This window comes from Brevibacterium sp. GP-SGM9, assembly GCF_047300845.1.
Classification (GTDB): domain Bacteria; phylum Actinomycetota; class Actinomycetes; order Actinomycetales; family Brevibacteriaceae; genus Brevibacterium.
Window position 1 is genome coordinate 1,574,626 of sequence record NZ_CP178563.1, and the last position, 24,135, is coordinate 1,598,760.

22 protein-coding genes, 3 tRNA genes and 1 pseudogene are annotated in these 24,135 nt (G+C 66.6%); 21 read left to right on the forward strand and 5 right to left on the reverse strand.

Annotation, left to right across the window (positions count from 1 at the left end; translation table 11 throughout):
• Nucleotides 1–5 precede the first annotated feature (5 nt).
• The 10 genes and pseudogenes from ACH82I_RS07250 (at nucleotide 6) to ACH82I_RS07295 (ending at nucleotide 9,869) form a co-directional block, all read left to right on the forward strand.
• Complete coding sequence (locus ACH82I_RS07250; protein WP_413336482.1) at nucleotides 6–1,379, forward strand: lyase family protein; 1,374 nt, start codon at nucleotides 6–8, stop codon at nucleotides 1,377–1,379.
• Nucleotides 1,336–2,193 (forward strand): annotated as a pseudogene (locus ACH82I_RS07255) (alpha/beta fold hydrolase); the annotation flags it as partial. The gene ACH82I_RS07250 and the pseudogene ACH82I_RS07255, both read left to right, overlap by 44 nt.
• Nucleotides 2,194–2,292: 99 nt before the next feature.
• Nucleotides 2,293–2,706, forward strand: a complete 414-nt coding sequence (gene pcaC / locus ACH82I_RS07260; protein ID WP_413336742.1) for a 4-carboxymuconolactone decarboxylase — start codon at nucleotides 2,293–2,295, stop codon at nucleotides 2,704–2,706.
• Between the two features lie 144 nt (nucleotides 2,707–2,850).
• Nucleotides 2,851–4,059, forward strand: coding sequence for an MFS transporter (locus tag ACH82I_RS07265; RefSeq protein ID WP_413336483.1), 1,209 nt, complete (start codon nucleotides 2,851–2,853; stop codon nucleotides 4,057–4,059).
• A gap of 34 nt (nucleotides 4,060–4,093) precedes the next feature.
• Nucleotides 4,094–4,816, forward strand: coding sequence for a peptidylprolyl isomerase (locus ACH82I_RS07270; protein ID WP_413336484.1), 723 nt, complete (start codon nucleotides 4,094–4,096; stop codon nucleotides 4,814–4,816).
• Nucleotides 4,817–5,050: 234 nt separating this feature from the next.
• Nucleotides 5,051–6,487 (forward strand): MFS transporter, encoded by a 1,437-nt coding sequence (locus tag ACH82I_RS07275; RefSeq protein WP_413336485.1) that lies wholly within the window; start codon nucleotides 5,051–5,053, stop codon nucleotides 6,485–6,487.
• Nucleotides 6,488–6,741: 254 nt separating this feature from the next.
• Complete coding sequence (locus ACH82I_RS07280) at nucleotides 6,742–7,545, forward strand: transporter substrate-binding domain-containing protein (RefSeq protein ID WP_413336486.1); 804 nt, start codon at nucleotides 6,742–6,744, stop codon at nucleotides 7,543–7,545.
• A gap of 214 nt (nucleotides 7,546–7,759) precedes the next feature.
• The gene (locus ACH82I_RS07285) at nucleotides 7,760–8,554 is read left to right on the forward strand and encodes an amino acid ABC transporter permease (RefSeq protein WP_413336743.1); all 795 of its coding nucleotides are present in this window, start codon (nucleotides 7,760–7,762) and stop codon (nucleotides 8,552–8,554) included.
• The gene (locus ACH82I_RS07290) at nucleotides 8,554–9,339 is read left to right on the forward strand and encodes an amino acid ABC transporter ATP-binding protein (RefSeq protein ID WP_413336487.1); all 786 of its coding nucleotides are present in this window, start codon (nucleotides 8,554–8,556) and stop codon (nucleotides 9,337–9,339) included. Before ACH82I_RS07285 ends, ACH82I_RS07290 begins: the two co-directional genes overlap by 1 nt.
• A gap of 53 nt (nucleotides 9,340–9,392) precedes the next feature.
• Nucleotides 9,393–9,869, forward strand: a complete 477-nt coding sequence (locus ACH82I_RS07295; protein ID WP_413336488.1) for a protein-tyrosine phosphatase family protein — start codon at nucleotides 9,393–9,395, stop codon at nucleotides 9,867–9,869.
• Between the two features lie 97 nt (nucleotides 9,870–9,966).
• Here ACH82I_RS07295 and ACH82I_RS07300 read toward each other — a convergent pair whose 3' ends face one another.
• A complete protein-coding gene (locus ACH82I_RS07300) occupies nucleotides 9,967–10,965 on the reverse strand; it encodes a proline racemase family protein (RefSeq protein WP_413336489.1) in 999 nt (332 codons plus the stop codon).
• 6 nt (nucleotides 10,966–10,971) lie between these two features.
• Nucleotides 10,972–13,833, reverse strand: coding sequence for an aminotransferase class I/II-fold pyridoxal phosphate-dependent enzyme (locus ACH82I_RS07305; RefSeq protein WP_413336490.1), 2,862 nt, complete (start codon nucleotides 13,831–13,833; stop codon nucleotides 10,972–10,974).
• A 140-nt stretch (nucleotides 13,834–13,973) separates the two neighbouring features.
• On the opposite strand from ACH82I_RS07305, the gene ACH82I_RS07310 reads away from it, so the two are divergent.
• Nucleotides 13,974–15,686 carry a thiamine pyrophosphate-dependent enzyme gene (locus ACH82I_RS07310; RefSeq protein WP_413336491.1) on the forward strand — a complete coding sequence of 571 codons (1,713 nt, stop codon included), beginning with the start codon at nucleotides 13,974–13,976 and terminating at the stop codon, nucleotides 15,684–15,686.
• 24 nt (nucleotides 15,687–15,710) lie between these two features.
• Nucleotides 15,711–17,342 (forward strand): amidohydrolase, encoded by a 1,632-nt coding sequence (locus ACH82I_RS07315; protein WP_413336492.1) that lies wholly within the window; start codon nucleotides 15,711–15,713, stop codon nucleotides 17,340–17,342.
• Nucleotides 17,343–17,424: 82 nt separating this feature from the next.
• On the opposite strand, the gene ACH82I_RS07320 is transcribed toward ACH82I_RS07315, so the two are convergent.
• Nucleotides 17,425–18,786, reverse strand: a complete 1,362-nt coding sequence (locus ACH82I_RS07320) for an aspartate aminotransferase family protein (RefSeq protein WP_413336744.1) — start codon at nucleotides 18,784–18,786, stop codon at nucleotides 17,425–17,427.
• Nucleotides 18,787–18,878: 92 nt separating this feature from the next.
• Between ACH82I_RS07320 and ACH82I_RS07325 the strand changes: the two genes are divergently transcribed.
• The gene (locus tag ACH82I_RS07325) at nucleotides 18,879–19,490 is read left to right on the forward strand and encodes an IMPACT family protein (protein ID WP_413336493.1); all 612 of its coding nucleotides are present in this window, start codon (nucleotides 18,879–18,881) and stop codon (nucleotides 19,488–19,490) included.
• A gap of 22 nt (nucleotides 19,491–19,512) precedes the next feature.
• Here ACH82I_RS07325 and ybaK read toward each other — a convergent pair whose 3' ends face one another.
• Nucleotides 19,513–20,016, reverse strand: coding sequence for a Cys-tRNA(Pro) deacylase (gene ybaK / locus ACH82I_RS07330; protein ID WP_230747917.1), 504 nt, complete (start codon nucleotides 20,014–20,016; stop codon nucleotides 19,513–19,515).
• 231 nt (nucleotides 20,017–20,247) lie between these two features.
• On the reverse strand, nucleotides 20,248–20,595 hold the full coding sequence (locus tag ACH82I_RS07335) for a metallopeptidase family protein (protein WP_413336494.1): 348 nt from the start codon (nucleotides 20,593–20,595) through the stop codon (nucleotides 20,248–20,250).
• A gap of 162 nt (nucleotides 20,596–20,757) precedes the next feature.
• Between ACH82I_RS07335 and ACH82I_RS07340 the strand changes: the two genes are divergently transcribed.
• From ACH82I_RS07340 to ACH82I_RS07375, 8 genes are all read left to right on the forward strand, one after another.
• Nucleotides 20,758–20,830: transfer RNA gene (locus ACH82I_RS07340), tRNA-Glu, on the forward strand.
• Nucleotides 20,831–20,870: 40 nt separating this feature from the next.
• A tRNA-Asp gene (locus ACH82I_RS07345) sits at nucleotides 20,871–20,944 on the forward strand.
• A 68-nt stretch (nucleotides 20,945–21,012) separates the two neighbouring features.
• Nucleotides 21,013–21,088, forward strand: a tRNA-Phe gene (locus tag ACH82I_RS07350).
• Between the two features lie 95 nt (nucleotides 21,089–21,183).
• Nucleotides 21,184–21,384 (forward strand): hypothetical protein, encoded by a 201-nt coding sequence (locus ACH82I_RS07355; RefSeq protein WP_413336495.1) that lies wholly within the window; start codon nucleotides 21,184–21,186, stop codon nucleotides 21,382–21,384.
• Nucleotides 21,385–21,744, forward strand: a complete 360-nt coding sequence (locus tag ACH82I_RS07360; protein WP_413336496.1) for a dihydrofolate reductase family protein — start codon at nucleotides 21,385–21,387, stop codon at nucleotides 21,742–21,744.
• A 104-nt stretch (nucleotides 21,745–21,848) separates the two neighbouring features.
• Entirely contained in the window at nucleotides 21,849–22,733 is an 885-nt protein-coding gene (locus ACH82I_RS07365; protein WP_230747919.1) for an SDR family oxidoreductase, read from the forward strand.
• Between the two features lie 98 nt (nucleotides 22,734–22,831).
• Nucleotides 22,832–23,575 (forward strand): TSUP family transporter, encoded by a 744-nt coding sequence (locus tag ACH82I_RS07370; protein ID WP_413336497.1) that lies wholly within the window; start codon nucleotides 22,832–22,834, stop codon nucleotides 23,573–23,575.
• Between the two features lie 97 nt (nucleotides 23,576–23,672).
• On the forward strand, nucleotides 23,673–24,128 hold the full coding sequence (locus ACH82I_RS07375) for a hypothetical protein (RefSeq protein WP_413336498.1): 456 nt from the start codon (nucleotides 23,673–23,675) through the stop codon (nucleotides 24,126–24,128).
• The last annotated feature ends 7 nt before the right edge of the window (nucleotides 24,129–24,135 follow it).

Sequence of the window (24,135 nt, forward strand, 5' to 3'; positions counted from 1 at the left end):
CACACATGACCGAGAACGCCCCGCACACCCGCTTCCTCTTCGCCCCCGGCGATCTGCGCGGGGCCGAGGCCATCGACGATGTCGCCCTCGTGTCCGCGATCGGCAATGTCGAATCCGCGTGGGTCGAGGCGCAGGCACGCGTCGGGCTGATCTCCTCGGACATCCGCGCCGAGGCGACCGCCGGCATCGAAGCCGCGATCCGCACCCTGCAGGACAACCCCGGCGAGCTCGAGACCCTGGGCGAGAACGCTGAGGCAGGGGGCAACCCGGTCATTCCGTTCCTCGCCCACGTCCGCACCGGACTCGGCCCCGAGGCCGCTCGCGCCCTGCACCGGGGGCTGACCAGCCAGGACGTGATGGATTCGGCTCTCGGACTCCTCGTCTGGCGAGTCGTCCGGCAGATGCAGGCCCGCCTCGAGGTCATCGCCGAGACCCTCGTCTCACTCTCTGACGCCCAGGCGAGCACGCTGTGCCTGGCCCGTACCCTGACCCAACCGGCGCTGCCGACGACCTTCGGACTCAAGGCGGCGACCTGGGCCGCCGAAGTCCACGAGGTCAAGACCGAAGCCCCCTTCGTCGACTATGTGCAGGTCGGCGGGGCGGCCGGAACTCGGGCGGCGATCCGCCAGATGGCCGGGGACTCTACGGACTCCCTGCTGCGGGAGTTCCACGTCCAGCTCCGCGGCCCCGATGCGGCCATCACCCACGTCCCCGTGCCCTGGCACACCGACCGGGTCCGCATCCTCAACTGGGGCTCCCACCTGGCCCAGTGCGTGACCGTCGGAGCCTCGATCGCCCGCGACGTCCTCATCGGTGTCCGCCCCGAGATCGGGGAGCTGGCACTGGCCTCGACCGGCGGATCCTCGGCGATGCCGCACAAATCGAACCCCACCTCGGCGGTGCTGCTCCATCGCAACGGCATGCGCGTCCCGGGCGCCCTGTCGACCCTGACCACGGCCGCGGCCGAAGCCGTCGAGGAACGCTCCGACGGGGCCTGGCATGCGGAATGGCCGGCCCTGTCCGAGCTGATGACCCTGGCCATCTCCTCCCTCATCATCCTCGACGAGATGATCGAGGGCCTGAGCGTCAGCCCCGAAGCGATGCGCGCCAACCTCGAGGCGGCCAGCCCCGGGATCTACGGCGAGAAACTCAACATCGTCTTCGGCGACCGGCTGACCAAGGAGCAGCGGACCGCGATCCTCGCCCCGGGAGCCGATCCGCTCACCGAGCTGCGATCGGCCCTCGGCGACGAACCGGGACTCGAAGATTTCTTCACCGCGGAGTCGAGCCTCGGCGACGCCGAGGACATCCGCCGCAGCATCCTCGCCGCCATCGATGAGACCGGCCAGCCGGAACCCGACCTGCCCTATTTCGACTGATCGACAGACCCAGCAGACTCAGAAAGAGACTTTCGTGGACCTCACCGCCTCCGTACTCGCCGCCCCGACGATCCCCTCCGCCGAGGCCCGCGCCCTCATCGTCCTCCCTTCGCTCGGCACCTCCGCGGCGGCCCTGTGGCAGCAGACCGCCAGCGCGCTGTCGGAACTGAGCCCGGAGACGACGGTCATCGGCGTCGACCTGCCGGGCCACGGCCGCTCGCCCCACGTCCCCTCGGGGACGTCAGAGGTCCCGCGGTGGTCGATGACGGACCTCGCCGAGGCGGTGCTGGCCACCCTCGACCGTGTCCTGCCCGACGCCGTGGACCCCGGCACCCCGGTCGATCTGGCCGGAGATTCCATCGGCGGGGCCATCGCCCTGCAGCTGGCCCTCGACCATCCCGAGCGGTTCGGCCGCGTCGCCGTCTTCTGCACGGGCGCGAAGATCGGCGAGGCCTCCGCCTGGGTCGAACGAGCCGAGACGGTGGCGACCTCGGGGACGCCGACGCAGATCATCGGCTCCGCCCAACGATGGTTCGGCGAAGGGTTCATGGACCGCGAACCCGAAGCCTCGGCCGCGCTGCTCCATTCGCTCCAGGACGCCGACCGCTTCTCCTACGCCGGACTCTGCCACGCCCTGGCCGGCTTCGATGTCCGTGAGCGCCTGTCGGAGATCTCGCTGCCGCTGCTCGCCGTCGCCGGTTCCGAAGACCAACCCACCCCGCCGACGAAGCTCGTCGAGATCGCCAACGGCGTGCCCGGCGCCCTGCTCGAGGTCATCGAGGGCGCCGCCCACCTGGTGCCCGCCGAGGCACCCGACGTGGTCGCCGGACTGCTCAGTGACTTCCTCGCCGGGAAGGCCGGGAACGGCGGAACGACCGGTGCGATCGGGGACCCGGCGGCCTCCTCGGCGAACCTGCCCACCGCATCGGGACCGCGCGAAGCCAGCCGGGACGAGGTGCGGGAAGCGGGCATGAGCGTGCGCCGGGAGGTCCTCTCCGGCGCCCACGTCGACCGCGCGAACGCGAAGATCGACGACTTCACCGCCGACTTCCAAGACCTCATCACCCGCTATGCCTGGGGTGAGATCTGGACACGACCCGGACTCGACCGGCGCATGCGCTCGGCCATCACACTCACGGCGATGATCGCCGGCGGCCACGAAGCCGAGCTCGCGATGCACGTCAAGGCAGCACTGCGCAACGGCCTGAGCCGCGAAGAGATCAAGGAGGTGCTGCTGCAGTCGGCCATCTACTGCTCGGTGCCGAGTGCGAACACCGCGTTCTCGGTGGCCTCGCAGGCACTGGCCGAGGTCGATGCGGAGGGCTGAGGGCCCTGTTCGAATCGTCACATTGTGACCATCGGGCTTTCGGCCCGTGACCATGGGCAATAGGCTGGTGCGGTTGCGGTGCGCCGAGCGAGAGCTGCCGTGCCGCCGATCTCCCTGACCAACCCATCCCAGCGAAGGACCCTCATGAGCGACGCTCCAGTGCCACGTCGAGTCTACAAATTCGCTGTCTTCGCCCTGGCCATCGGTGCATTCGCGATCGGCGTCACCGAATTCGCGACGATGGGTCTGCTCCCGCACATCGCCCGGGAGCTGGGCATCACGGTGCCGCAGGCCGGGCATGCGGTCTCTTTCTACGCGATCGGCGTCGTCATCGGCGCCCCGCTGATCACCACGATCGCCGCGCACATGGATCGCAAGATCCTGCTGCTGTGCCTCATGGGTCTCTTCGCGCTCGGCAACTTCGCCTCGATGCTCGCCCCCGACGCCACCCTGTTCAACATCGCCCGCTTCGTCTCCGGCCTGCCCCACGGCGCCTACCTGGGCATCGGGGCGATCGTCGCCTCCTCCCTGGTTCCGGCCAATCGCCGCGGCCGGGCCATGTCGAGGGTCATGCTCGGCCTGACGATCGCGAACATCTTCGGAGTTCCCTTCGCCGCGGCCTTGGGCAACATGCTCGGCTGGCGCAGCGCCTACGCCCTGGTCGCGGCCCTGGGCATCCTCACCGTCATCATGGTCGCCATCGCCGTGCCCCGGGTGAAGCTCGGCCAGGCACCCTCGGCCCGCGGCGAGCTCAAGGCACTCGCCCGCCCGCAGATCATCCTCACCCTGCTGGCCGGATCGGTCGGCTTCGGCGGCATGTTCGCCGTCTACACCTACGTCACCCCGACGATGACCGACCTCGCCGGCGTCCCCGAGACGGCCATCCCCTGGGTGCTCGCGGTCTACGGCCTCGGCATGACCGCCGGTTCGCTGATCGCCGGTCCGCTGGTCGACAAGTCCATCGAGCGCTCGGGGATCGGCGGCATGATCCTCTCCGCCCTCGTGCTCGCGACCTTCGGCGCGTTCACCCACATCGCGGCGATCGCGATCATCGCCCTCTTCCTCATCGGCATCGCCGGATCGATGATCACCACGGCCCTGCAGATGCGACTGCTCCGCGAATCCACGGATGCGCCGAGCCTGTCGGCGGCGATGAACCATGCCGCCTTCAACCTCGCCAACGCCCTCGGAGCGTGGCTCGGCGGTATCGTCATCACCGCCGGACTCGGCTACCGGGCCCCGGCCTGGGTGGGCGTGGGCCTGTGCCTGGCCGGACTCATCGTCATCCTCATTGCGATCGCCCTGCGCCGAGGCGGTTCCGCCGAGCACGCGAACCGCACCGTCGTCGACTGAGCTGGCTGTCGACCGAGCTGGCTAGGATGGGGGCATGGATCTCTTCGCGCGGCTGCGCTCCCACGACCTGACCCGCCGCCGACTCCCGGCCTTCGCCGTTCTTGCCGCGGTGGCGATCTTCGCCCTCCTCGCGCTGAGCGCGTGCGGGTCCGGCGAGTCCGACGATGATTCGGCGGACTCGGTGTCGACCGACGATGCCGGCTCGGCCGCCTGCGCCTACCCCGCTGATTCCGAGGGCGCGGCCAAAGAGGTCACGGCCCCACCGGAGAACCCGGAATCCTCCGGCGAGGTTGCGGCCACCGTGTCGACGAACGTCGGCGACCTGGCCGTCACCCTCGATGCCGATGGCGCACCCTGCACCGTCAACAGCTTCCTCTCCCTGGCCGAACAGACGTACTTTGATGACACCGACTGCCACCGCCTGACCACCGAGGGCATCTTCGTCCTCCAGTGCGGCGACCCGTCGGGCACGGGCAGCGGAGGCCCCGGCTACTCCTTCGCCGATGAGGTCGACGGCTCCGAGAAGTATCCGGCAGGCACCTTGGCGATGGCCAACGCCGGACCGGATACCAACGGTTCCCAGTTCTTCGTCGTCTACGACGACAGCTCGCTGCCCCCGGACTACACGGTGTTCGGCCAGCTCGACGAGGACGGCACGAAGACCGTCGCCGACATCGCGGCCAAAGGCACCGACACCGGTGCAGGAGACGGAGCTCCCAAGGAAACCGTGACCATCACCGGTGTGAGTACGAAGTAGAGGAGCCTCGGGAAAATACATCGAGGCCGCTGCCTCATGTGCTCTGAAACACTCGGATATTCAACCGATCTCATAGCCTGAGATCCGATTCGTGCGAATGCTGAGACAAGCGTAGTGTCTTCTCGTTGCAGTTCGCTCGGTGCCCAAATGCACCGGGCGAACTCATTGACACCGACACGAGCACCACCGAGCCCGTGCCTTCGTATTCACTTCAACAGCGGAGCACACACCACCATGTCCACCGAAACCCAGCACAACGGTCCCGGGGCAGCACCCGGAGCTGATTCCGACGCCATCGCCGCCACTCGGAAGAACAACACCCGCGGCAAGGTCCTCACCGCGTCGATGGTCGGCACGACGATCGAATTCTTCGACTTCTACGCCTACGCGACCGCCTCGTCGCTGGTCTTCCCGGCCCTCTTCTTCCCCAATCAGACCTCGACGACTCAGCTGCTGAGCTCGTTCGCGATCTTCGGCGTCGCCTTCGTCGCCCGTCCCCTCGGGTCGATCATCTTCGGTCACTTCGGTGACCGTGTGGGCCGGAAGAAGACCCTCATCGCCTCCCTGCTCATCATGGGCATCGGCACCTTCCTCATCGGCTTGCTACCGACCGCCTCGGCGCCGGGTTGGGCAGTCCTCGCCCCGGCCATGCTCGTCCTCCTCCGTTTCTGCCAGGGCGTGGGCCTCGGCGGCGAATGGTCGGGGGCAGCGCTGCTCGCCACCGAGAACGCGCCGAAGGGCAAACGCGCGATCTGGGGCACGTTCCCGCAACTGGGCGCTCCCGTGGGCTTCATCATCGCCAACCTGCTCTTCATCGGCCTGAACTCCTGGACCTCCCCCGAGGCGTTCCTCGCCTGGGGCTGGCGCATCCCGTTCCTGCTCTCGGCGCTGCTCGTCGCCGTCGGACTCTACGTCCGCCTTTCGCTCATGGAGACCCCGGCCTTCCAGCTGGTGGCCCAGAAGCAGCAGATCTCCAAGGCCCCCATCGGCCGCGTGTTCGCGACGAGCTGGAAGCCGCTCGTGCTGGGCACGTTCATCATGCTCGCGACCTACGTGATCTTCTACTTCATGACCGCGTTCACGCTGACCTACGGCACCTCCCCGGCCACGACCGATCAGGCCAAGTCCGTCGCCGAGGCGGCAGGCAAGGACTTCGATCCCGCCGGGTTCGTCGCGGGGCTCGGCTATGAGAAGAGCGAGTTCCTCACCTATCTCATCATCGGCGTCGTCTTCTTCGGCATCTTCACCGTCGTCTCCGGTCCGCTGGCCGAGAGGCTGGGCCGGCGGAAGATACTGCTGGGCGTCACGGTGCTCATCGCCGCCTATGGGCTCGTCGTCAACACCCTGTTCAATGCCGGCACCGCCGGTGTGGTCACCGGTCTCATCGTCGGGTTCATCCTGATGGGACTGACCTTCGGTCCGATGGCCGCGTACCTGCCGGAGCTGTTCCCGGCCAATGTCCGCTACACCGGCTCGGCCGTGTCCTACAACATGTCCAGCGTCATCGGCGCCGGGCCTGCGCCCTTCGCGATGGTCGCCCTGTGGCAGACCGAGGGAGGAACGATCTTCTGGTGCGGCCTCTACATCGTCGCCGCCGCGATCCTCACCTTCGTAGCCCTCTGGCTGGCCAAGGACACTCGGGATCTCGACATGGAGGATCAGCTGAGCTGACACCCCTTGCCTGACTGCTCCGCAGTCGTGATCGGCCAGGCGGCCGTCGTCCTCCGGGACGGCGGCCGCCTCTTTGCGTCTCTGCCGCCACGGCACTCAACACTACGATTCGGCAACGACCACCTCGGCGAGGTGATGTCGGTTACAGGTGTGACTCAGGACACGGTACGATTCCATTCAGACGTTGCTCAGGCTTTCCGGCCGAGCGACATTTGATACGTGGCAGCGACGCCACCGATACTCCTGGAGGAACCATGAAACGACGCTTGACCCTGGCCACTGTGGCCGTCGGCGCCATGCTCGCCCTGTCCGCCTGCGGCGGTGGCGGCGATTCCGAACCCGCAGCGACGGCCGAGGGCGGTGTCCCCCTCGTCAAAGAGGGCAAGCTGACGACCTGCACCCACCTGTCCTACCAGCCGTTCCAGTTCGAGAAGGACGGTGAAGTGGTCGGCTTCGACGTCGACATCGTCGATGCCGTGGCGAAGAAGCTCGGCGTCGAGCAGGAGATCGTCAATACGCCGTTCGAGACGATCACGACCGGCGCCGCATTCAATCAGGACCAATGCGATGTCGCCGCAGCTGCCATGACGATCACCCCGGAACGCGAAGAAGCCATCGGATTCTCCGAGCCGTACTTCGCCGCCAACCAGGCCGTCCTGACCAAGGATGACAAGACCGCGAAGGACGCCGACGCGCTCAAGGACTTCAAGGTCGGCGCACAGGCTGGCACGACCGGTCTCGACTACGCGACGGAGAACTTCAAGGATGCCGAAGTCATCACCTACGAAGACCTGCCACTCTCACTCGAGGCTTTGAAGAACGGGCAGGCCGACGCAGTTATCAATGACAATGGAGTTCTCTACGACTACGCCGCGAACAATGACGGATTCGCTGTTGGCTTCGACATCGACACCGGTGAGCACTATGGCATCGGCATGAAGCAAGACAATGCCGAGATGAAGAAGGCCGTCGACGAGACCCTCAAGGAGCTCAAGGACAACGGCGAGTACGCCAAGATCTACAAGGAATGGTTCAACCAGGAGCCCCCGAAAGAATGATCAGTGATCGGGCGGCCGGCCCCGGCTTATGAGCCGGGGCCGGCCGCCCGTTTCCCTGGGCGTGTTCGCGCCCACAGCCCCATCTGAACGCAGGCGGATCACGATCTGCCGACACTGTTGAAGGACTATACCCATGTCGACTTCACCCACGGCGGGAGGCCGCGGCCCGACCGGCCCTGCAGTACCCGTCGCCAACGAGACGCCCAAAGCCAAGATGAGCAAGCGCAAGAAGGCGAAGATCTCTCGCGGGATTCAGTACGCCATCCTGCTCATCGTCGTAGTGATCATCATCGCGGTCGCCGACTGGCCTACACTTTTGGACACTTTCGGTCGCGTAGATATCGCCGTCAATATGTTTCCCGATGTCATCACCAAGGCACTGAAGAACACTGTGGTGTTCACAGCCCTCGGCTTTATTCTCGGCCTTCTCATCGCGATCGTGCTCGCGCTCATGCGCCTGTCCTCGGTCGGCATCTACCGATGGATCTCGTTCGGTTACATCGAGTTCTTCCGCGGGTTGCCTGCCCTGGTCGTCTTCCTCGTCATGGGTTTCGGTCTCCCGGTCGCATTCCCCGGATTCAATCTGCCGCAGCTGGTCATCATCATGGTCGCATTGGCACTTGTCTCCTCGGCATATATGGCCGAGACGATCCGTGCCGGCATCCAGGCCGTGCCCAAGGGACAGGTCGAGGCGGCTCGATCACTGGGCATGTCCTCCTCTCGCGCAATGTTCACGATCGTGTTGCCGCAGGCGATGCGCATCATCCTGCCGCCGCTGACCAATGAGCTCATTCTGCTGACGAAAGACTCCTCTCTGGCCTATATCCTCGGGTCCTCGGTCGACGGACGTGAACTCGCAGCGCTCGGCAGGGCCGAGATCGTCAACTCAGCGAACCTCACACCGTTCATCGTCATCGCGGTCTGCTACCTGATCATCACGATCCCGTTGTCATATCTGTCCCGAGTCCTTGAACGCAAATACGGTTCCGCCGAGCCAGGAGTGAAGTGATGACCACCAGAACCAGAGCATCGGCGCGGGGCACCGCGACTCCGATCATTTCAATCAAGAAACTCAAGAAGAGCTTCGGTTCGAACAAAGTCCTCACCGACATCAATCTCGACGTCGACAAGGGTGAAGTCGTCTGCGTCATCGGGCCCTCGGGGTCCGGCAAGTCGACAATGCTGCGGTGCATCAACACCCTCGAGACCCCGACCGGCGGCTCCATCGTCGTCGACGGCATGGACATGACGGACCTCGATCTCGACATCGATGCCGCCCGTACCCGCATCGGCATGGTCTTCCAGTCCTTCAACCTCTTCGGCCACCTCACCGTGCGCGAGAACCTCACGGTCGCCCAGACCAAAGTCCTCAAACGCTCGAAGGCCGAAGCGAACAAGGTCGCCGAGGCGAATCTCGCCAAGGTCGGCCTGTCGGAGAAGATCGAGGCCAAGCCCGGCTCACTCTCCGGAGGCCAGCAGCAGCGAGTGGCCATTGCCCGCGCACTGAGCATGGATCCCGATGTCATGCTCTTCGACGAGCCCACCTCGGCGCTCGACCCCGAGACCGTCGGCGACGTCCTCCAAGTCATGCGCAACCTCGCCGAGGCCGGAATGACGATGGTCGTCGTCACCCATGAGATGGAGTTCGCCCGTCAGGTCGCCGACCGCGTACTGTTCATGGACGGCGGAGTCGTCGTCGAGGCCGGTCCGGCCAAAGAGGTCATCGGCAACCCGCAGGAGCAGCGGACGAAGGACTTCCTCTCCCGCGTGCTCAACCCCGGCCAGCTGGGGTAGGGGCTCGCGTGCACGGGACGTCCCCGCGGGGACGTTTCACTTAGGCTCATCACATGAGCACTTGGGACGCCACAGCAGCGAACGTCCTCGAACTGCTCTCTGGGCGGCTTGTTCGAGGGCGTTCTCTGCGTGGGTCGACTGCCGCAGATGCTGCGGCGGAGTTTGAGCTGGTCCTCCTCGGATCCCGCCGGCAATTCACCGACGTGGCCGAAGGCGCGGATTCCGCTGAGGAGTCCCGATGGGTGAAATGGCCCGACTTCCTGCTGCCGAGCGACCGTCACGATGCGGCCGCGGCCATGCTCGACCTGTGGACACGCGCCGAATCATCGCGGGTGTGCGTCGCCTGCGGCGGCGGTCGTGGCAGGACCGGAACCGCACTCGCCTGCATTGCGATCATCGACGGAGTTGCGGCCGAGGAAGCGGTCGAGTTCGTCCGCGAAGGCTATGACCCGAAGGCCGTCGAAACCCCCTGGCAGAGACGTTTCGTCACCCGCTTCCCCACGCTGTTGGCACGTATCCCGCGGGGCTGAGCCCGACTATTCGTCGAGCGCAGGGTGGAGCGTCGAGAGTTGGTTTCAGGAAGTCGGCTTTCGGCGCTCCGGTCTGCTTTCGACACTCAGCCGCGCCTCAGAGCGTGAACCCCGCGGGGAACGGATCCGACGGGTCGAGCATGAACTGCGAAGTGGCCGTCAGCCAGGAGCGACCGGTGATCGTAGGAATCACCGCCGTATGCTCTCCGACGGTGGTCTCCTCGACGAGTCGACCGGTGAACGAGGTGCCGATGAAGGACTCGTTGACGAAGTCCGTGTTCAGCCCCAGCTGGCCACGGGCGTGGCGGACGGCCATGAGGGCGCTGGTGCCGGTGCCTCCGGGCGAGCGGTCGAGCCAACCGGGATGGTTGATGAGCACATGGCGAGCGTCGGAGGCACCCGAGTCCGGGGCGAGGAACACCACGTGCTCACAGCCGCGGAACCCGGAGTCCGGATGCACGGGTTCGATCTGCTCATTGACCGCGGCCATGATCTCTCGCCCAGCGGCGATGAACTCCTCGGAGCGGTTCCGCTCGAAGGAAATGCCGACCTCCTCGGCCGAGACGAACGCATAGAAGTTCCCACCGAAGGCGATGTCGCACGCCACGGCCCCGAACCCGGGCACCTCGACGGTCTGGTCGAGGGCATGGGCATAGGAAGCGACGTTGACGATGGTCACCGCCTCGGCCTTGCCATCGGCAACGGCCACCTCGGCGGTGATGAGTCCGATCGGAGCATCGAGGCGCACCGTCGTCACGGGCTCCATGACCGGGACCATCTCGGTCTCCACGAGCACCGTGGCCACGGCGATGGTGCCGGCACCGCACATCGGCAGCACCCCGGTGACCTCGATGAACAGTACACCCCAGTCGGCATCGTCGCGGGTCGGCGGCTGCAGGATCGCCCCGGACAGCCATCCGTGCCCGCGCGGTTCGCACATCAGCAGGGTGCGCAGGTCATCGGAGTTCTCGATGAACCACTCGCGTCGCTCGGCCATGGTCGTCCCGGGGAAGACTCCTGCTCCCCCGGTAACGACCCGCACGGGCAGGCCTTCGGTGTGGGCTTCGACGGTCTGCAGAAGACGGTTGCTGCGCATGCTCGCTCAGCTCTTCTCCGCCTCGGCGGCTTTGGCTTCGATCACATCCTGCGGCAGGATCACCCGGTACCCGAGCCTCGCCTCGTAGCCGTGGATCTCCCGGGTGTCGAGCGCGGACATGAAGTCGAGCACCTCGGCGGTGATGACCTGGCCGGGCACGAGCACCGGGAACCCGGGGGGATACGGGGTGACGAAGCCGGCCGAGACCGGCCGCTCCCCCGCCTCGACCCGACGGCGCAGCTCATGGGGCAGGACGTGTTCGATGTTCCACCGGCGCAGACCCGCATAGTAGGCGGTGCGCAGGTCACCATCGGGCAGCTGCTTCGAGGGATCCTCTGCCGGAACCTCGGCGGCATATTCCGGGGCGAAGGCGCTGAAGTCCGGCAGCGGCGGCATCACCGCGGCCGGTTCGTTCCGGGCGTCCGGAGTGTCGAGTTCGTGCGGATCGGTGAACTTCTGCGCCAGCTTGACGAGGACCTCGATGAGGTAGGCCACCGCCGACCGCGAGGTGCCGATGTTCGTCATGAACAGCACCGTATTGCGGCTCGTCTTATTCACCTGGATGCCGTAGCGGTCCATCAGGTGCTCGTGCTTGAACGTGTCCCCATCGACCCCGGTGCCGCTGATCTCGACGGTGATGCGACTGGGATCGACGACGAACTCGTCGGTCGCCCAGGCCTTCCAGAAGGTCGCCAGACCGTCACGCAGCGGCATCGTCCGCTCGGTCTCCCGGTACTCCGAGGGAATGAGATCGGCGGCGGTGAGCACGCGGAAGGTCTTCTTCAGCAGGGGGTGCCGGGCCACCGCCGAGGCGAGGCTCATCGCCAGGTCGAGCTGCTTCTGCACGAGGGCGAAGCCCTCCATCTCGACCTGCCGGCGGCCCAGATCCAAGGAAGCGAGGATCTGATAGTTCGGGGACGTCGAGGTGTGCGTCATGTACGCCTCGTGGAAGGATTCCTCGGCCCCATGGGCGAAGTCCTGATCGTAGACGTGGACCATCGACCCCTGCCGCAGCGAGGTCAGGGTCTTGTGCGTCGACTGGGTCGCGTACACCCGGATCCTGGCGTCCGGCGGCGGCAGCAGCGATTCGTTCAGCCACACCTCGTCCGGTGCCGGCTGCCCGGTCTCGGGGTCGAAGAGCCTGCGCTGCTGCTCACGATAGGCGGTGGCGTGCGCGCTGGTGCCGATGACCTCTTCAAGGCGTTCGGCCGCGACCATCGCGGTGCGCTTGCGGGTGACCGGGTGGAAGCGGGCGAAGGCGAACCAGGCCTCGTCCCACAGGAACACGAGATCCGGTTTGATCGCGAGGCATTCGGCCATCACCGTGTACGGGTCGTAGACGATGCCGTCGAAGGTGCAGTTGGTCAGGGTGATCATCCGCACCTCGTCGAGGCGGCCGGCGGCACGGTAGTCGAGCAGGAGCTGCTTGATCCTATCGAGCGGCACGGCCCCGTAGAAGGCGACGTCGTTGAGCGGGTAGGCCTCGAGGTACGCGGTCCTGGCACCGGTGAGCATGAGCGCATGGTGATGCGATTTGTGGCAGTTGCGGTCGACCATGACGACCTCGTCGGGTGAGACCACGGCCTGGTGGACGATCTTGTTGGCCGTCGAGGTGCCGTTCGTGACGAAGTAGGTCCGCTTGGCGCCGAAGGCACGGGCCGCCAAGGACTGCGCCTTCTTGATCGTGCCCACCGGGGCGAGCAGCGAATCCAACTCACCCGAGGTCGCCGAGGTCTCCGCGAGCAGCAGGTTGAGGCCGTAGAAGTCGACGAAGTCGCTGATCCACTTCGAGCCGACGACCGATCCGCCGCGGGAGACGGGCAGGGCGTGGAAGACACCGGCGGGACGGCGGGCGTGTTCGCGGATCGCGGTGAAGAACGGCGTGTCGTAGAGGTGCTGGACGCGGCGCAGCAGGGACAGGTGGAGTTCGAACTGGTCCTCGCGGCGGAAGACGCGACGGAATCGGTGGGTCAGGGCACCGGCCAGGTTCTCGATATGGGCGCCGGCCATAAGGTAGAGGTCGAGCTCCGGGCGCAGACCGGCCAGCGTGTCGGCCAGGCGCAGCACCCGGCGAACCGAGTTGAGCGGACTCATCGGCGTCGTCGGCGAGGTGGCCGTGCCCTCGTGGGCGAGCGCCACCGCATTGCGCAGGTCCCGGCTGAGCACCTCCCGGGTCCGGTCGGTGAAGCCGGGACGGATGACGCAGGCGAGCAGGTTCGGGTTCGTCAGGGCCGCGACCACCGCATCGTCGGCGGTCGGGACGATGACGTAGTCGTAGATGAACTGGTCGGAGGCGTTGCGCAGCTTGAGCAGGTCGGTGTGCAGCTCATCGCGGCCGCCTTCGGTGGTCTCGTCGACGATGAGGACTTCGAAGCGAGGACGCGGGTCCTGCCGGTCCTTGTGCTCGGCGCGTTCCTCCTCGGTGAGGTCTTCGTCCATGACGTCGGGCACGGTCGTCCCACGCAGTCGGTTGACGGCTCGGGTGATCATGTCGTGGGCCCTGTCGAACTCCCCGTCGGAGAGCAGTTCGGCGATCTCCTCAACGTAGCGCTGACCGAATCCGCCCCAGTAGAGTTCGATGGTCTTCAGCGACCGCAGCGAGCGCCAGACCTCCCCGTCCTCGGCGATCATCGAGAAGTCCCCACCGCTCATCGCCAGGCGTTTGATCGCGAACTTGAGGTACTCCCAGGCATCGGAGCGCAGCCGCCAGGTGCTTGCCGGCATTCCCGGATCGCGTTCGAGCTTGGCCTTCCGCGGTCGGGACAGGAACCCGGAGCCGGCGTGCGTTCGAGGCGCTGCTCCGGCGGCGGATCGATCCGGCCCGAACGAAGTCGGTGCCGGATGGTCGTCGGAGTCGATGCCGGTCATGCGTAAGCCTCCTGGCTGTCAATCTTCTCGCTGGGACGGCGTCCCCCTGCGGATTCCGTTGTGCACAGATCATACGACCTCCCGCGACCGAATGGTCAACGGTGTGCCCATATGAGACGAAAGAATGATAAGCATGAAGCATGGGCAATTCAGAGCCGAAATCCGCCGGTCATCTTCTCGTCCGTGAGCTCGAGGCGCACGGAGTCCAACGCGCATACCTGGTCCCGGGCGAGTCCTATCTCGATGTTCTCGACAGCCTCCACGACTCGTCCATCCGTGCGATCGTCTGCCGCCAGGAGGGCGGAGCCGGCTACATGGCCGTGGCCGAGGGCCGGATGACCGGGGTGCCCGGCATCGCCATGGTCACCCGCGGCCCCGGGGCCTCGAACGTCATGGTCGCCGTGCACACCGCCTTCCAGGACGCGACGCCGATGGTCGTGTTCGTCGGTCTCATCCCCACCGCGCAGCGCGGTCGGGAGGCCTTCCAGGAGTTCGACCTGTCCGGCTGGTTCTCCACGACCGCGAAGAAGGTCCTCACCCTCGATGACCCCGACAAGGCCGCCGAGGTGGTCGCCGACGCCATGCACACCGCCGTAGCCGGGCGGCCGGGTCCCGTCATCGTCGGTCTCCCCGAGGAGGTCCTCGTCCGGGAGACCACCGCCCGGACCCTTCCGCCGCGCACCCTCGGCTCCCCTGCTCCGTACAGCGGGGACCTCACCGAGCTGCGCGCCCGGATCCTTCAGGCCGACCGTCCCGTGCTCGTCATCGGCGGCGAGGACTGGTCACCGAGCACCTCGAAGCGCATCGCCCAATGGTCCCGCGACCGCGGCCTCGGCGTGATCGGCACCTTCCGCGCCTATGACGGCATCGACCATGCCGGCCCCAATTTCCTCGGCATCCTCGGCTACGGGGCCTCCGAGGTGGCGAAGAGGACCTTCGCCGAGGCTGACCTGCACATCTTCCTCGGCTGTGTCCGCACCGATGTGTCCACCGCCGGCTTCACCATCGGCACCGAGCAGAAGACCGTCGTCATCGGCCCCGATGCCGATGCCCACGGTCACTTCGGCCCCCTCGACCAGCACATCGTCACCTCGGTGGGTCGCTTCGCCCAATCGCTGTTCACCGAAGACGGGTCCCGCGCCTACTCGGTGTCCTCGGACGGGTCGATCGACGAACCCGCCGCCGAGGACTCCTCCCTGACCCCCACCGAGGCGGCCGTGCCGCTGCCCGAATGGATCCGTCGCGCCCGGGCCGAGTTCGAGGACTGGCGTGAACCACGGGTGGGCACAACCACCTCGGCGCCGGAGTTCGTCGACATGGACGAGGCCTTCGTCCACGTCCGCGAGCTCCTTCCGGACAACGCGATCATCACCTACGGGGCGGGGAACTTCTCCGGCTGGGCGACACGGTTCCTGCCCGCCCACGGATTCCCCTCGGCTCTGGGACCGCGGAACGGATCGATGGGCTTCGGGCTGCCGGCCGCCGTCGCCGCGGGTCTCGTCCATCCGGAACGGGCCGTGTTCTGCATCGCCGGGGACGGGGACTTCCTCATGAACGGTCAGGAGCTCGCCACCGCCGCCCAATACGGGATCGACCTCACCGTCGTCGTCAACGACAACTCCGTCTACGGCACGATCCGCGGCCACCAGGACCGCGAATACCCGGGCCGGGCGACGGGCACGACGCTGGTCAATCCCGATTTCGCGGGCATGGCTCAGGCCTTCGGCGGGCTCGGCATCAGGGTCGAGTCCACCTCGGAGTTCAGGGAGGCCTTCGCCGCGGTACTCGCCCACGAGGGACCGGCCCTCGTCCACTGCATCACCGATCCCGCGATCCGCGGTGCCCGGGCCTGAGCCTGAGCATGAAAGAGTGAGCTCATGAGAATCGACGCGATCTTCACCGACCTCGACGCCCGCACCCTCGATCCCGCACGGCCGCGGGCGACGAAGATCGGGGTCTTCGGCGGGCGGATCATCGGCTTCGACGAGGAGCTCGAGGGCATCGATGCCGACCGCGTCGAATCCCTCGGCGGTGCCACCGTTCTGCCGGGCTTCAACGACGTCCACTGCCACACCGCCTGGTTCGGACTCACCCTCGCCTCGATCGACGTCACCGCCCTGCCCGGCGGGCTGGACGAGGTCTACGCGGCCCTCGAGACCGCCGCGGCCACGACACCGGCCGGCGAATGGATCAACGCCACCGGCTACGCCCACCGAGACTACGACGGGCAGTACCCGGATCTGGCCCGGCTCGACGAGATCACCGGGGATCGGCCGCTGTTCATGCGCCAGACCTCGGGGCATGCCGCGATCGTCAACACCGAAGCGATGCGGCGGGCCGGGATCCTCGCACCGGACTTCACCGAACCCGTCGGCGGCAAGGTCGTCCGCGATGCCGCCGGGCATCCGACCGGACTGCTCGAGGAGACCGCTCAAGAACTCGTGCAGAACCTCATCCGGCCGTACTCGATCGACACGATCGTCGACGCCCTCGACCTCGCGACCGCACACTATGCGAAAGAGGGGATCACCTCCTTCGGCGAATGCGGCATCGCCTACGGCTGGATCGGCCACTCCCCCATCGAGATCTCCGCCTACCTCGCTGCCCGCGAGCAGGGGAAGCTGCGGGCCCGCGCCCAGCTGCTGCCGCAGGCCGACGGCCTCCATGCGATCGCGGCGAACTCCGCCGACGGCTTCGGCATCGGCCTCGATGCGGGACTGCGCACCGGCCTCGGCGATGAGCTCCTCTCGATCGGCCCGGTCAAATTCTTCATGGACGGGGCGATGAGCGGGGAGACCGCGGCGCTGCGTGAGAACTACGCGGGCAAGGATCACCCCGGGTATCTGCAGGCCGACGCCGCGGAGCTGCGCCGGCAGATCCTCGACACCTACGCCTCCGGGTGGTCGCTGGCCGTCCATGCGATCGGCGACGCGGCAGTGGACGCGGCCGTGGCCAATATCGTCGACGCGCAGAACCGCTATGGCAGGCGTGCGGTGCCCAACCGGATCGAACACGCCGGACTCGTCCACGAGGAACATCTGCGCACACTGGCCGAGAACGGCATCGTCGTCACCCCGCAGGCGGCCTTCGCCGAAGGCATCGGCGACGGGATGAACCGGTCGGTGGGCCCCGACCGGCGGCAGCTGATCTACCGCGCGAAGTCCTTCATCGACGCCGGGGTGATCCTCGCCGGCAGCTCGGATCGGCCCTGCGCCGATGGGAATGTGCTGCGCGGCATCGAAGCCTTCGTCACCCGGGCGACGCGCGAGGGCGACGTGATGGGCTCGGCCGCCGAATGCCTGTCACCGGACGAGGCGATCGCCGCGTACACGAAGGTCGCGGCGATCGGCTCCGGGCAGGGAGCGGACAAGGGGACGCTGAGTCGCGGCAAGCTCGCCGACTTCGTCGCCCTCGACGCTCATCCCGCCGAGGTGGCCCCGACCGAGATCGCGCAGATCCCGTTGCGGGCGACCGTCCTCGGCGGCGAGTTCACCCACGACGCCCGCTGACAACTACCTGACGGGGTCCCAGCAACGTGGCGCGAGGTGTCTGGGACCCCGTCAGGTAGTTTTGGGAGGAGATTCGGGGTGGTCAGCGGGAGAAGTCAAGGTCGGTGAGGACCTTCTCGAAGACGCCGAGGCCGCGCTCGAGGTCCTCGTCGCTGATGTTGATCGGCGGGACCACATGGAGTCGGTGGTAGTTGTTGAACGGGATGACGCCGTGCTCCTTGAGCGCCCCGAGCACCGAGGCGACCTCGGGTGAGCCGCCGCCGTAGGGTGCCAGCGGCTCCCGCGTCTCCTTGTCCCAGACGAGTTCGATCGCCCAGAACGCACCGACTCCGCGGACCTCGCCGACGTGCTTGGAGTTCTCAGCGATCTGACGCAGCCGGGGCCCGATGATGTCCTCGCCGATGCGCGCGGCGTGGTCGATCATGCCTTCGGAATCCATCGCGGTCAGCGTCGCCACCGCCGCCGCGCAGGCCAGCGGGTGCCCGGAGTAAGTCAGTCCGCCGGGGTAGGCGCGTTCGCCGAAGGAGTCATAGATCGCCTCGTTCATGATCACCCCGCCCAGGGGCACATACCCGGAGTTCACGCCCTTGGCGAAGGTGATGATGTCGGGCACGATGTCGAAGTGTTCGAAGGCGAACCATTTCCCGGACCGGCCGAACCCGGCCATCACCTCGTCGGCGATGTAGACGATGCCGTGCTTGTCGCACAGCTGTCGCACTCCCTGCATGTAGTCGGCGCTGGGGATCATGATTCCGGCGGTGCCGGGGATCGACTCGAGGACGATCGCGGCGATCGTCGAGGGTCCTTCGAGTTCGATGGTCCGTTCGAGGTGGCGCAGGGCCCGCTCGGTCTCCTCCGCCCCGGTAGTCGCAGAGAACTCCGACCGGTAGAGGAAGGGGCCGAAGAAGTGGACGACTCCGGAGTCGCCGTTGTCGTTCGACCAGCGGCGCGGGTCGCCGGTGACGTTGATCGCCGTCTCGGTGCCGCCGTGATACGAGCGGTAGCGGGAGAGGACCTTGCGTTTGCCGGTGTGCAGTCGGGCCATCCGGATCGCGTGTTCGTTCGCGTCGGCACCGCCGTTGGTGAAGAAGACGTGGTCGAGTCCGGCCGGAGTGCGTTCGGTGATCAGCCGGGCCGCCTCGGAGCGGGCGGCGTTGACGTGGGCGGGGCTGATCGTGCACAGAAGGTCGGCCTGGTCCTTGATCGCCTGGACGACGGCCGGATGCTGGTGCCCGATGTTCGTGTTGACCAGCTGGGAGGAGAAGTCGAGGAACGACTGTCCCTGACCGTCGACGACGGTCGAGCCCGAGGCCCGGGAGATGGTCATCGGATCGATGAGGCGCTGCGCCGACCACGAGTGGAAGACGTGGGCCCGATCGAGGTCGTAGGCGCGAGCCGATTCGTCCCTGATCGCTGTGATCTCGTCATCGCTGAGCTGCTGCATCTGCATCACCCTTTCACCACGGAGGAGGCTGTCCGCGCGCGTGATCTGCGCGTGTCCGCTCATCGTAGATCAGATTCGATAGAGTGACGAGCATGCCCTACCGGACCATCAGACGGACCGCCGAGGCGGAAGTCGAGATCAAGCGCTCACGGTTCCTCGCGCTTCTGGCTCCGGTCGTCGACGAGGCGGCCGCCCGCGAGGTCATCGCCGAGCGCCGGAGCGCCCATCCCAAGGCCCGCCACCACTGCACGGCGTTCATCCTCGACCCGGATTCGCGGACCCAGCGCTTCAATGACGATGGGGAGCCCGCGGGCACGGCCGGTGCCCCGATCCTCGATGTCCTGGCCGGGCACGAACTCACCTATGTCGTCGCCGTGGTGACCCGGTATTTCGGGGGAACCCTGCTGGGTGCGGGCGGACTCGTGCGCGCCTACGGTCAGGCCACCTCGGCGGCGGTGGGAACGGCGTCGATCGTGACGAAGCATGAGCTGGTGCCGGTGCGTGCCGGCGTCGACTACGCGCAGGCCAATGCGCTCGAACGCGGCGCCGAGGTGCGGGGCTGGTCGACGCGGGCCGAGTACGGCGCGCGTGTCGACGTGGATGTCCTCGTCCCCGTCGCCGAGGTGGAGGCGGCGATTGCGATGTACGCCGACCTCACGGCCGGTCGGGCCGAACCCGAGATCGGCGAGATCGAATGGATCTAGCCGCGGGGACGGTCGGTCACGGTCAGTCCAGAGCGGCGATCTTGCCGACCTGGGCGTTGGTGAGCATGACGAGGTCTTCGGGGCGGATCTCGATCTCGAGCCCGCGGCGTCCGGCGGAGACGAAGACCGAGGAATGCTCGAGGGCCGTGCGATCGATGACGACCGGGGCCGCATGGCGCTGCCCGAACGGGGAGACTCCCCCGACAGGGTAGCCGGTGCGGCGTTCGGTCTCGGCGACGCCGGCCAGCTGGGCCTTCTTCGCACCGCGGGCAGAGGCGAGACCTTTGAGGTCGAGCTGACCGGACACGGGAACCAGTGCGGTCACGGGGGCGCCGTCGACCTGGATCATCAGGGTCTTGAACACCTGGTCGGAGCCGACGCCGAGCTTGTCGGCGGCTTCGGAGCCATAGCGACGAGTGCTCGGATCATGATCGAAGCTGTGCAGGCTGTATTCGATGCCTGCCAGGTTGAGCACTCGAACGGCCGGGGTAGCCGCGCTTGTCGTCTTGGTGGATGCAACTGTCATAAAGGGGTCGTGCCTCCTGCCCGTGGTGCGTCGGGACACGGCGGGCACTGGGCCCGAAGCTTCGCAGCTCCTGTGTTCCCGCCTCGACACGGACGGAATGTTGTATCGATGCTGATGGGTACCCGCCCACAATAGGCGAAGTGGAGGGCCGAGCGCCAATCAAAGACCCTGCGTGAAACGACAGTTCGACTTTTCACGTGCACGCGTCCTCGCTGGTGGTCGGTGCGCAACTCAGCCCCAGCCGAGTTCGTGGAGGCGATCGTCGTCGATGCCATAGAAGTGCGCGATCTCGTGGACGATGGTGATGACGATTTCGTCCTTGAGGTGATCGCGGTCGCGGGAGAAGGCGATGAGGTTGTCGCGGTAGAGGAAGATGTTGTCCGGCATCTCCAGACCTGAGATGCCGCGTTCGCCGACCGGTGTGCCGTCGTAGAGTCCGAGCAGGTTGGTGCTGCCGTCCTCGGGGCGGTCCTCGACGAAGAGGGCAACGTTGTCGAGTTCGTCGGTCACGCCCGCGGGCAGCTCGTCCAGCGCCTCGTCGAGGATCGCTTCGAACTCGTCGTCGCTGAGGTATTCCATGCCGTCAACTCTAGCTTTCGCGCTCTGGAGTTCCCCTCGCCGAGGCGGGCCCCGGGTGGCCGAAATTCTGTGACCGAGGACACCTGGGTTCGTTTTGCATTCCGGGAAACCCTTGGGATAAGCTTAACGTCGTTGCCCACGGGGAATCCGAGAGCAAACTAGGCCCCCATCGTCTAGAGGCCTAGGACACCGCCCTTTCACGGCGGCGACACGGGTTCGAATCCCGTTGGGGGTACGGTGTAGGATCGAGAGGTTCCACATCGCAACAACAGCAAGGCCCTGTGGCGCAGTTGGTTAGCGCGCCGCCCTGTCACGGCGGAGGTCGCGGGTTCGAGTCCCGTCAGGGTCGCGGAGCATAAGGCTCTTCTTCGGAAGAGCCTTTGTTTCTCTCGGCATACTTCGGTATGCCGGCGACCAGGCTCTGTAGCTCAGTTGGTAGAGCGTTCGACTGAAAATCGAAAGGTCACCGGATCGACGCCGGTCGGAGCCACCACTTAGGAAGAACCCTCGCGATGATCGCGGGGGTTCTTCTCGTTCCGCGGCCCCTCCGCAATCGCACCCGCGGGCCTGCCGCAGTAGCATCTGCGCATGGGACTCCTTCGCTACTCGATCGACCTCACCCACGACGGCAGTTGCCACCACGAGGCCGGCATCCCGCCCGACGAAGAGTCGATGCGCTACAGGGCCGCGGAGATGGAACGCGCCGACGGCCTCCTCCTCGGCCGGATCACCTACGAGATAATGGAGTCTGCGTGGCGGAGGCCGAACACGGGGGTGTGGCCGGAGTGAATGGAGGACTGGGAGAACCCCCTCGCCGAGGCCATCGATCGCGCGCACAAGTTCGTCATGTCGGGCACGCTCAGCAGGGTCGATTGGAACGCCGAATTGGTCGACGGTCCTGCGGCAGAGGCGGTCGAACGGCTCAAGGCAGAGCCGGGTGAGCGCCTATGGGTCGGCGGGGTGACCCTGCCGAAGGCCTTGGCGGACCTGGGGCCGATCGACGAATACGAATTCCTCGTCCAGCCGATGATCGCCGGACACGGACCGTCCCTGCCCGCGGGGCTGAGCGAACGTCTCCGGCTCGAACTGGTGCCTCACCGTGCGCTGAGATCGGGGACGATGGTGCTGCGCTACCGCATTGCGCACTGAGGGCGTTCACCGCCTCCACCGTACCGAACCCAGGGATCGTACTGTACAGTAACTTACACCGATGGGAAGACCGTCGAACCTCGATGGTGCAAAGGAGCATACAGATGACACGTGGAACCCGAATTGCCGGAGCCCGGGTGCTGATCACCGGTGCCGGCAACGGAATCGGACGACTTATGGCCCTCGATGCGGCTGCGCGCGGGGCCGCGGAGGTTCTCATCTGGGATCTGTCGACCGAGAGCGGACAGAGAGTGCGCGAGGAGATCGTGGCTGCGGGCTCACGCGCCCGATCCTTTGCGGTCAATGTCGCCGATTCCGCGCAGGTCGCGGCAGCGGCCGAGGACACCGGGCCGGTTGACATCCTCATCAACTGCGCCGGGATCGTCACCGGCGAGAAGCTGCTGGAGGCCGACGAGAAGGCGATCCGCCGCGTCTACGACGTCAACACCCTCGCTCTGTACTGGGTCACCCGCGCCTTCCTGCCCGGAATGCTCGAACGCGACCGCGGCACGGTGGTCACCATCGCCAGCGCCGCAGGATTCACCGGCGTGGCGCGGCAGACCGACTACTCGGCGAGCAAATTCGCCGCCGTCGGATTCACCGAGTCCCTGCGTGCGGAGCTGCGCGCCGAAGGCAGCAAGGTCTCGACCCTCGTCGTCTGCCCGTACTACATCAACACCGGCATGTTCGAGGGTGTGACCACCAAATTCCCTCGCCTGCTGCCTATCCTCGAAGAGACCGACGTTTCGACCAAGGTCCTCGACTCCATCGCGTCCGGGCGCGAACAGCTGGTCATGCCCTCGCTGGTTCGCATCCTGCCCGGAGCACGACTGCTGCCCACGCGGATGTTCGACAAAGCGATGGACTTCCTCGGCGTGAATAAGACGATGGACCACTTCACCGGCCGCCGTCCCGTGGTCGCGGAAGCGAACACCGCCGCACCTGCCGAAGAGCTCAGCTCCGCCGACTCCTCCCCCGCGACTCGCTGACTCCTCACCCTTCGGACCGGAACTGACCGGCAAGGACTCCCGTGCTAGCGTGACCTATCTGCTGACACCGCTGACACACGAGGAGACTCTGCTTGGACATGGTGACCATCGCCCTCGTCGCGGCAATGCTTGTCGGCGCCACCCTGCAGCGCATCGCCGGAATGGGTTTCGCCATGGTCGTCGCCCCGCTGGCTCTGCTTCTCCTCCCCGGGCAAGAAGGCGTGGTCCTCGCCAATGTCTGGGGAATGGTCGCCTCACTCATCCTGATCTGGCCGGTGCGCAAGGACGTCGAATGGCCGAAGGTGTCCGTGCTTGTGAGCACCAGTCTGGTCGGCGCGCTCCTCGGGGCCGTGGTGATCCGCGCCTTGGACGCGAGCACCTTCAAGATCGTCGTCGGCCTCATCCTCATCGTCGCCATCCTCGTCTCCCTGGTCATCGCCCGTACGAGTTGGATGGCCAAACTCTGGCCGGCGACGACCATGGCGGGAACCGGCACCGGAATGCTCATTACGATGTCCGGCATCGGCGGACCGGTGATGACCGTGTACTCGGTCGTCACGCGATGGGAGCACCGCAAGTTCGCCGCATCGATGCAGCCTTTCGTCGCCGTCGTCTCCGGCATCGGAGCGGTCGCCGCCCTGCTGGCCTCCCCCGGATCGTTCCCGACGTTCGCCCTGCCCGAATGGTCTCTCATGGCCGCGGCTCTGCTGGCTGGTCTCTTCGGTGCCCGTTATCTGGAGCCCTTCATCACCCCGAAGGCAGGCCGGATCATCGTCGTCATCCTCGGCCTGCTCGGTGCGGTCTCGGCCGTGATCAGCGGCATCGGCATGCGCACGGCCTGAGCCTGAACAGACCCGACCCATGCGTGGACGCGGCGGTCCGTGCAACAATGGCCGCGTCGACATGCGACTCGCATCGACCCCCAGCGAAGGAGCGATCATGAGTGACGAATCCACCGATCCCACACAGTGGCAGGACGAAGCGGAGTTGGATGAGCCCACCCTCGACGAACCCACGGCCGACGAGCTCGGCGCGGTCGAGGACACCGCAGCACTTGCCGAGGCCGAGGCCGAAGACAACGACCTCGAGCCTGAGTCCGATGACGAGGATCCATTCGTCGAGCCCGGAGCCGACGGCCCGGAAGGGACCGGCATCGAAGGTGCCGACGACGCCCTCATCGAGGATGCCGGCTGGGAGGACGAGAACGACGCCCCCGACCTCGACGGAGAGTTCGACACCGACCCGATCGCCGCGGCTGAGCAGGGCAACCGCCCCGGCGATGAGATGGTCAGCGATGACGACGACAATGACGAGGTGGCCGAACTCGCCGGGGACGACCTCGACGCCGATGCCCTCTCCGAGGATGGCCTGGACACCGTGCTCGACGAGGACTGAGCCGCTC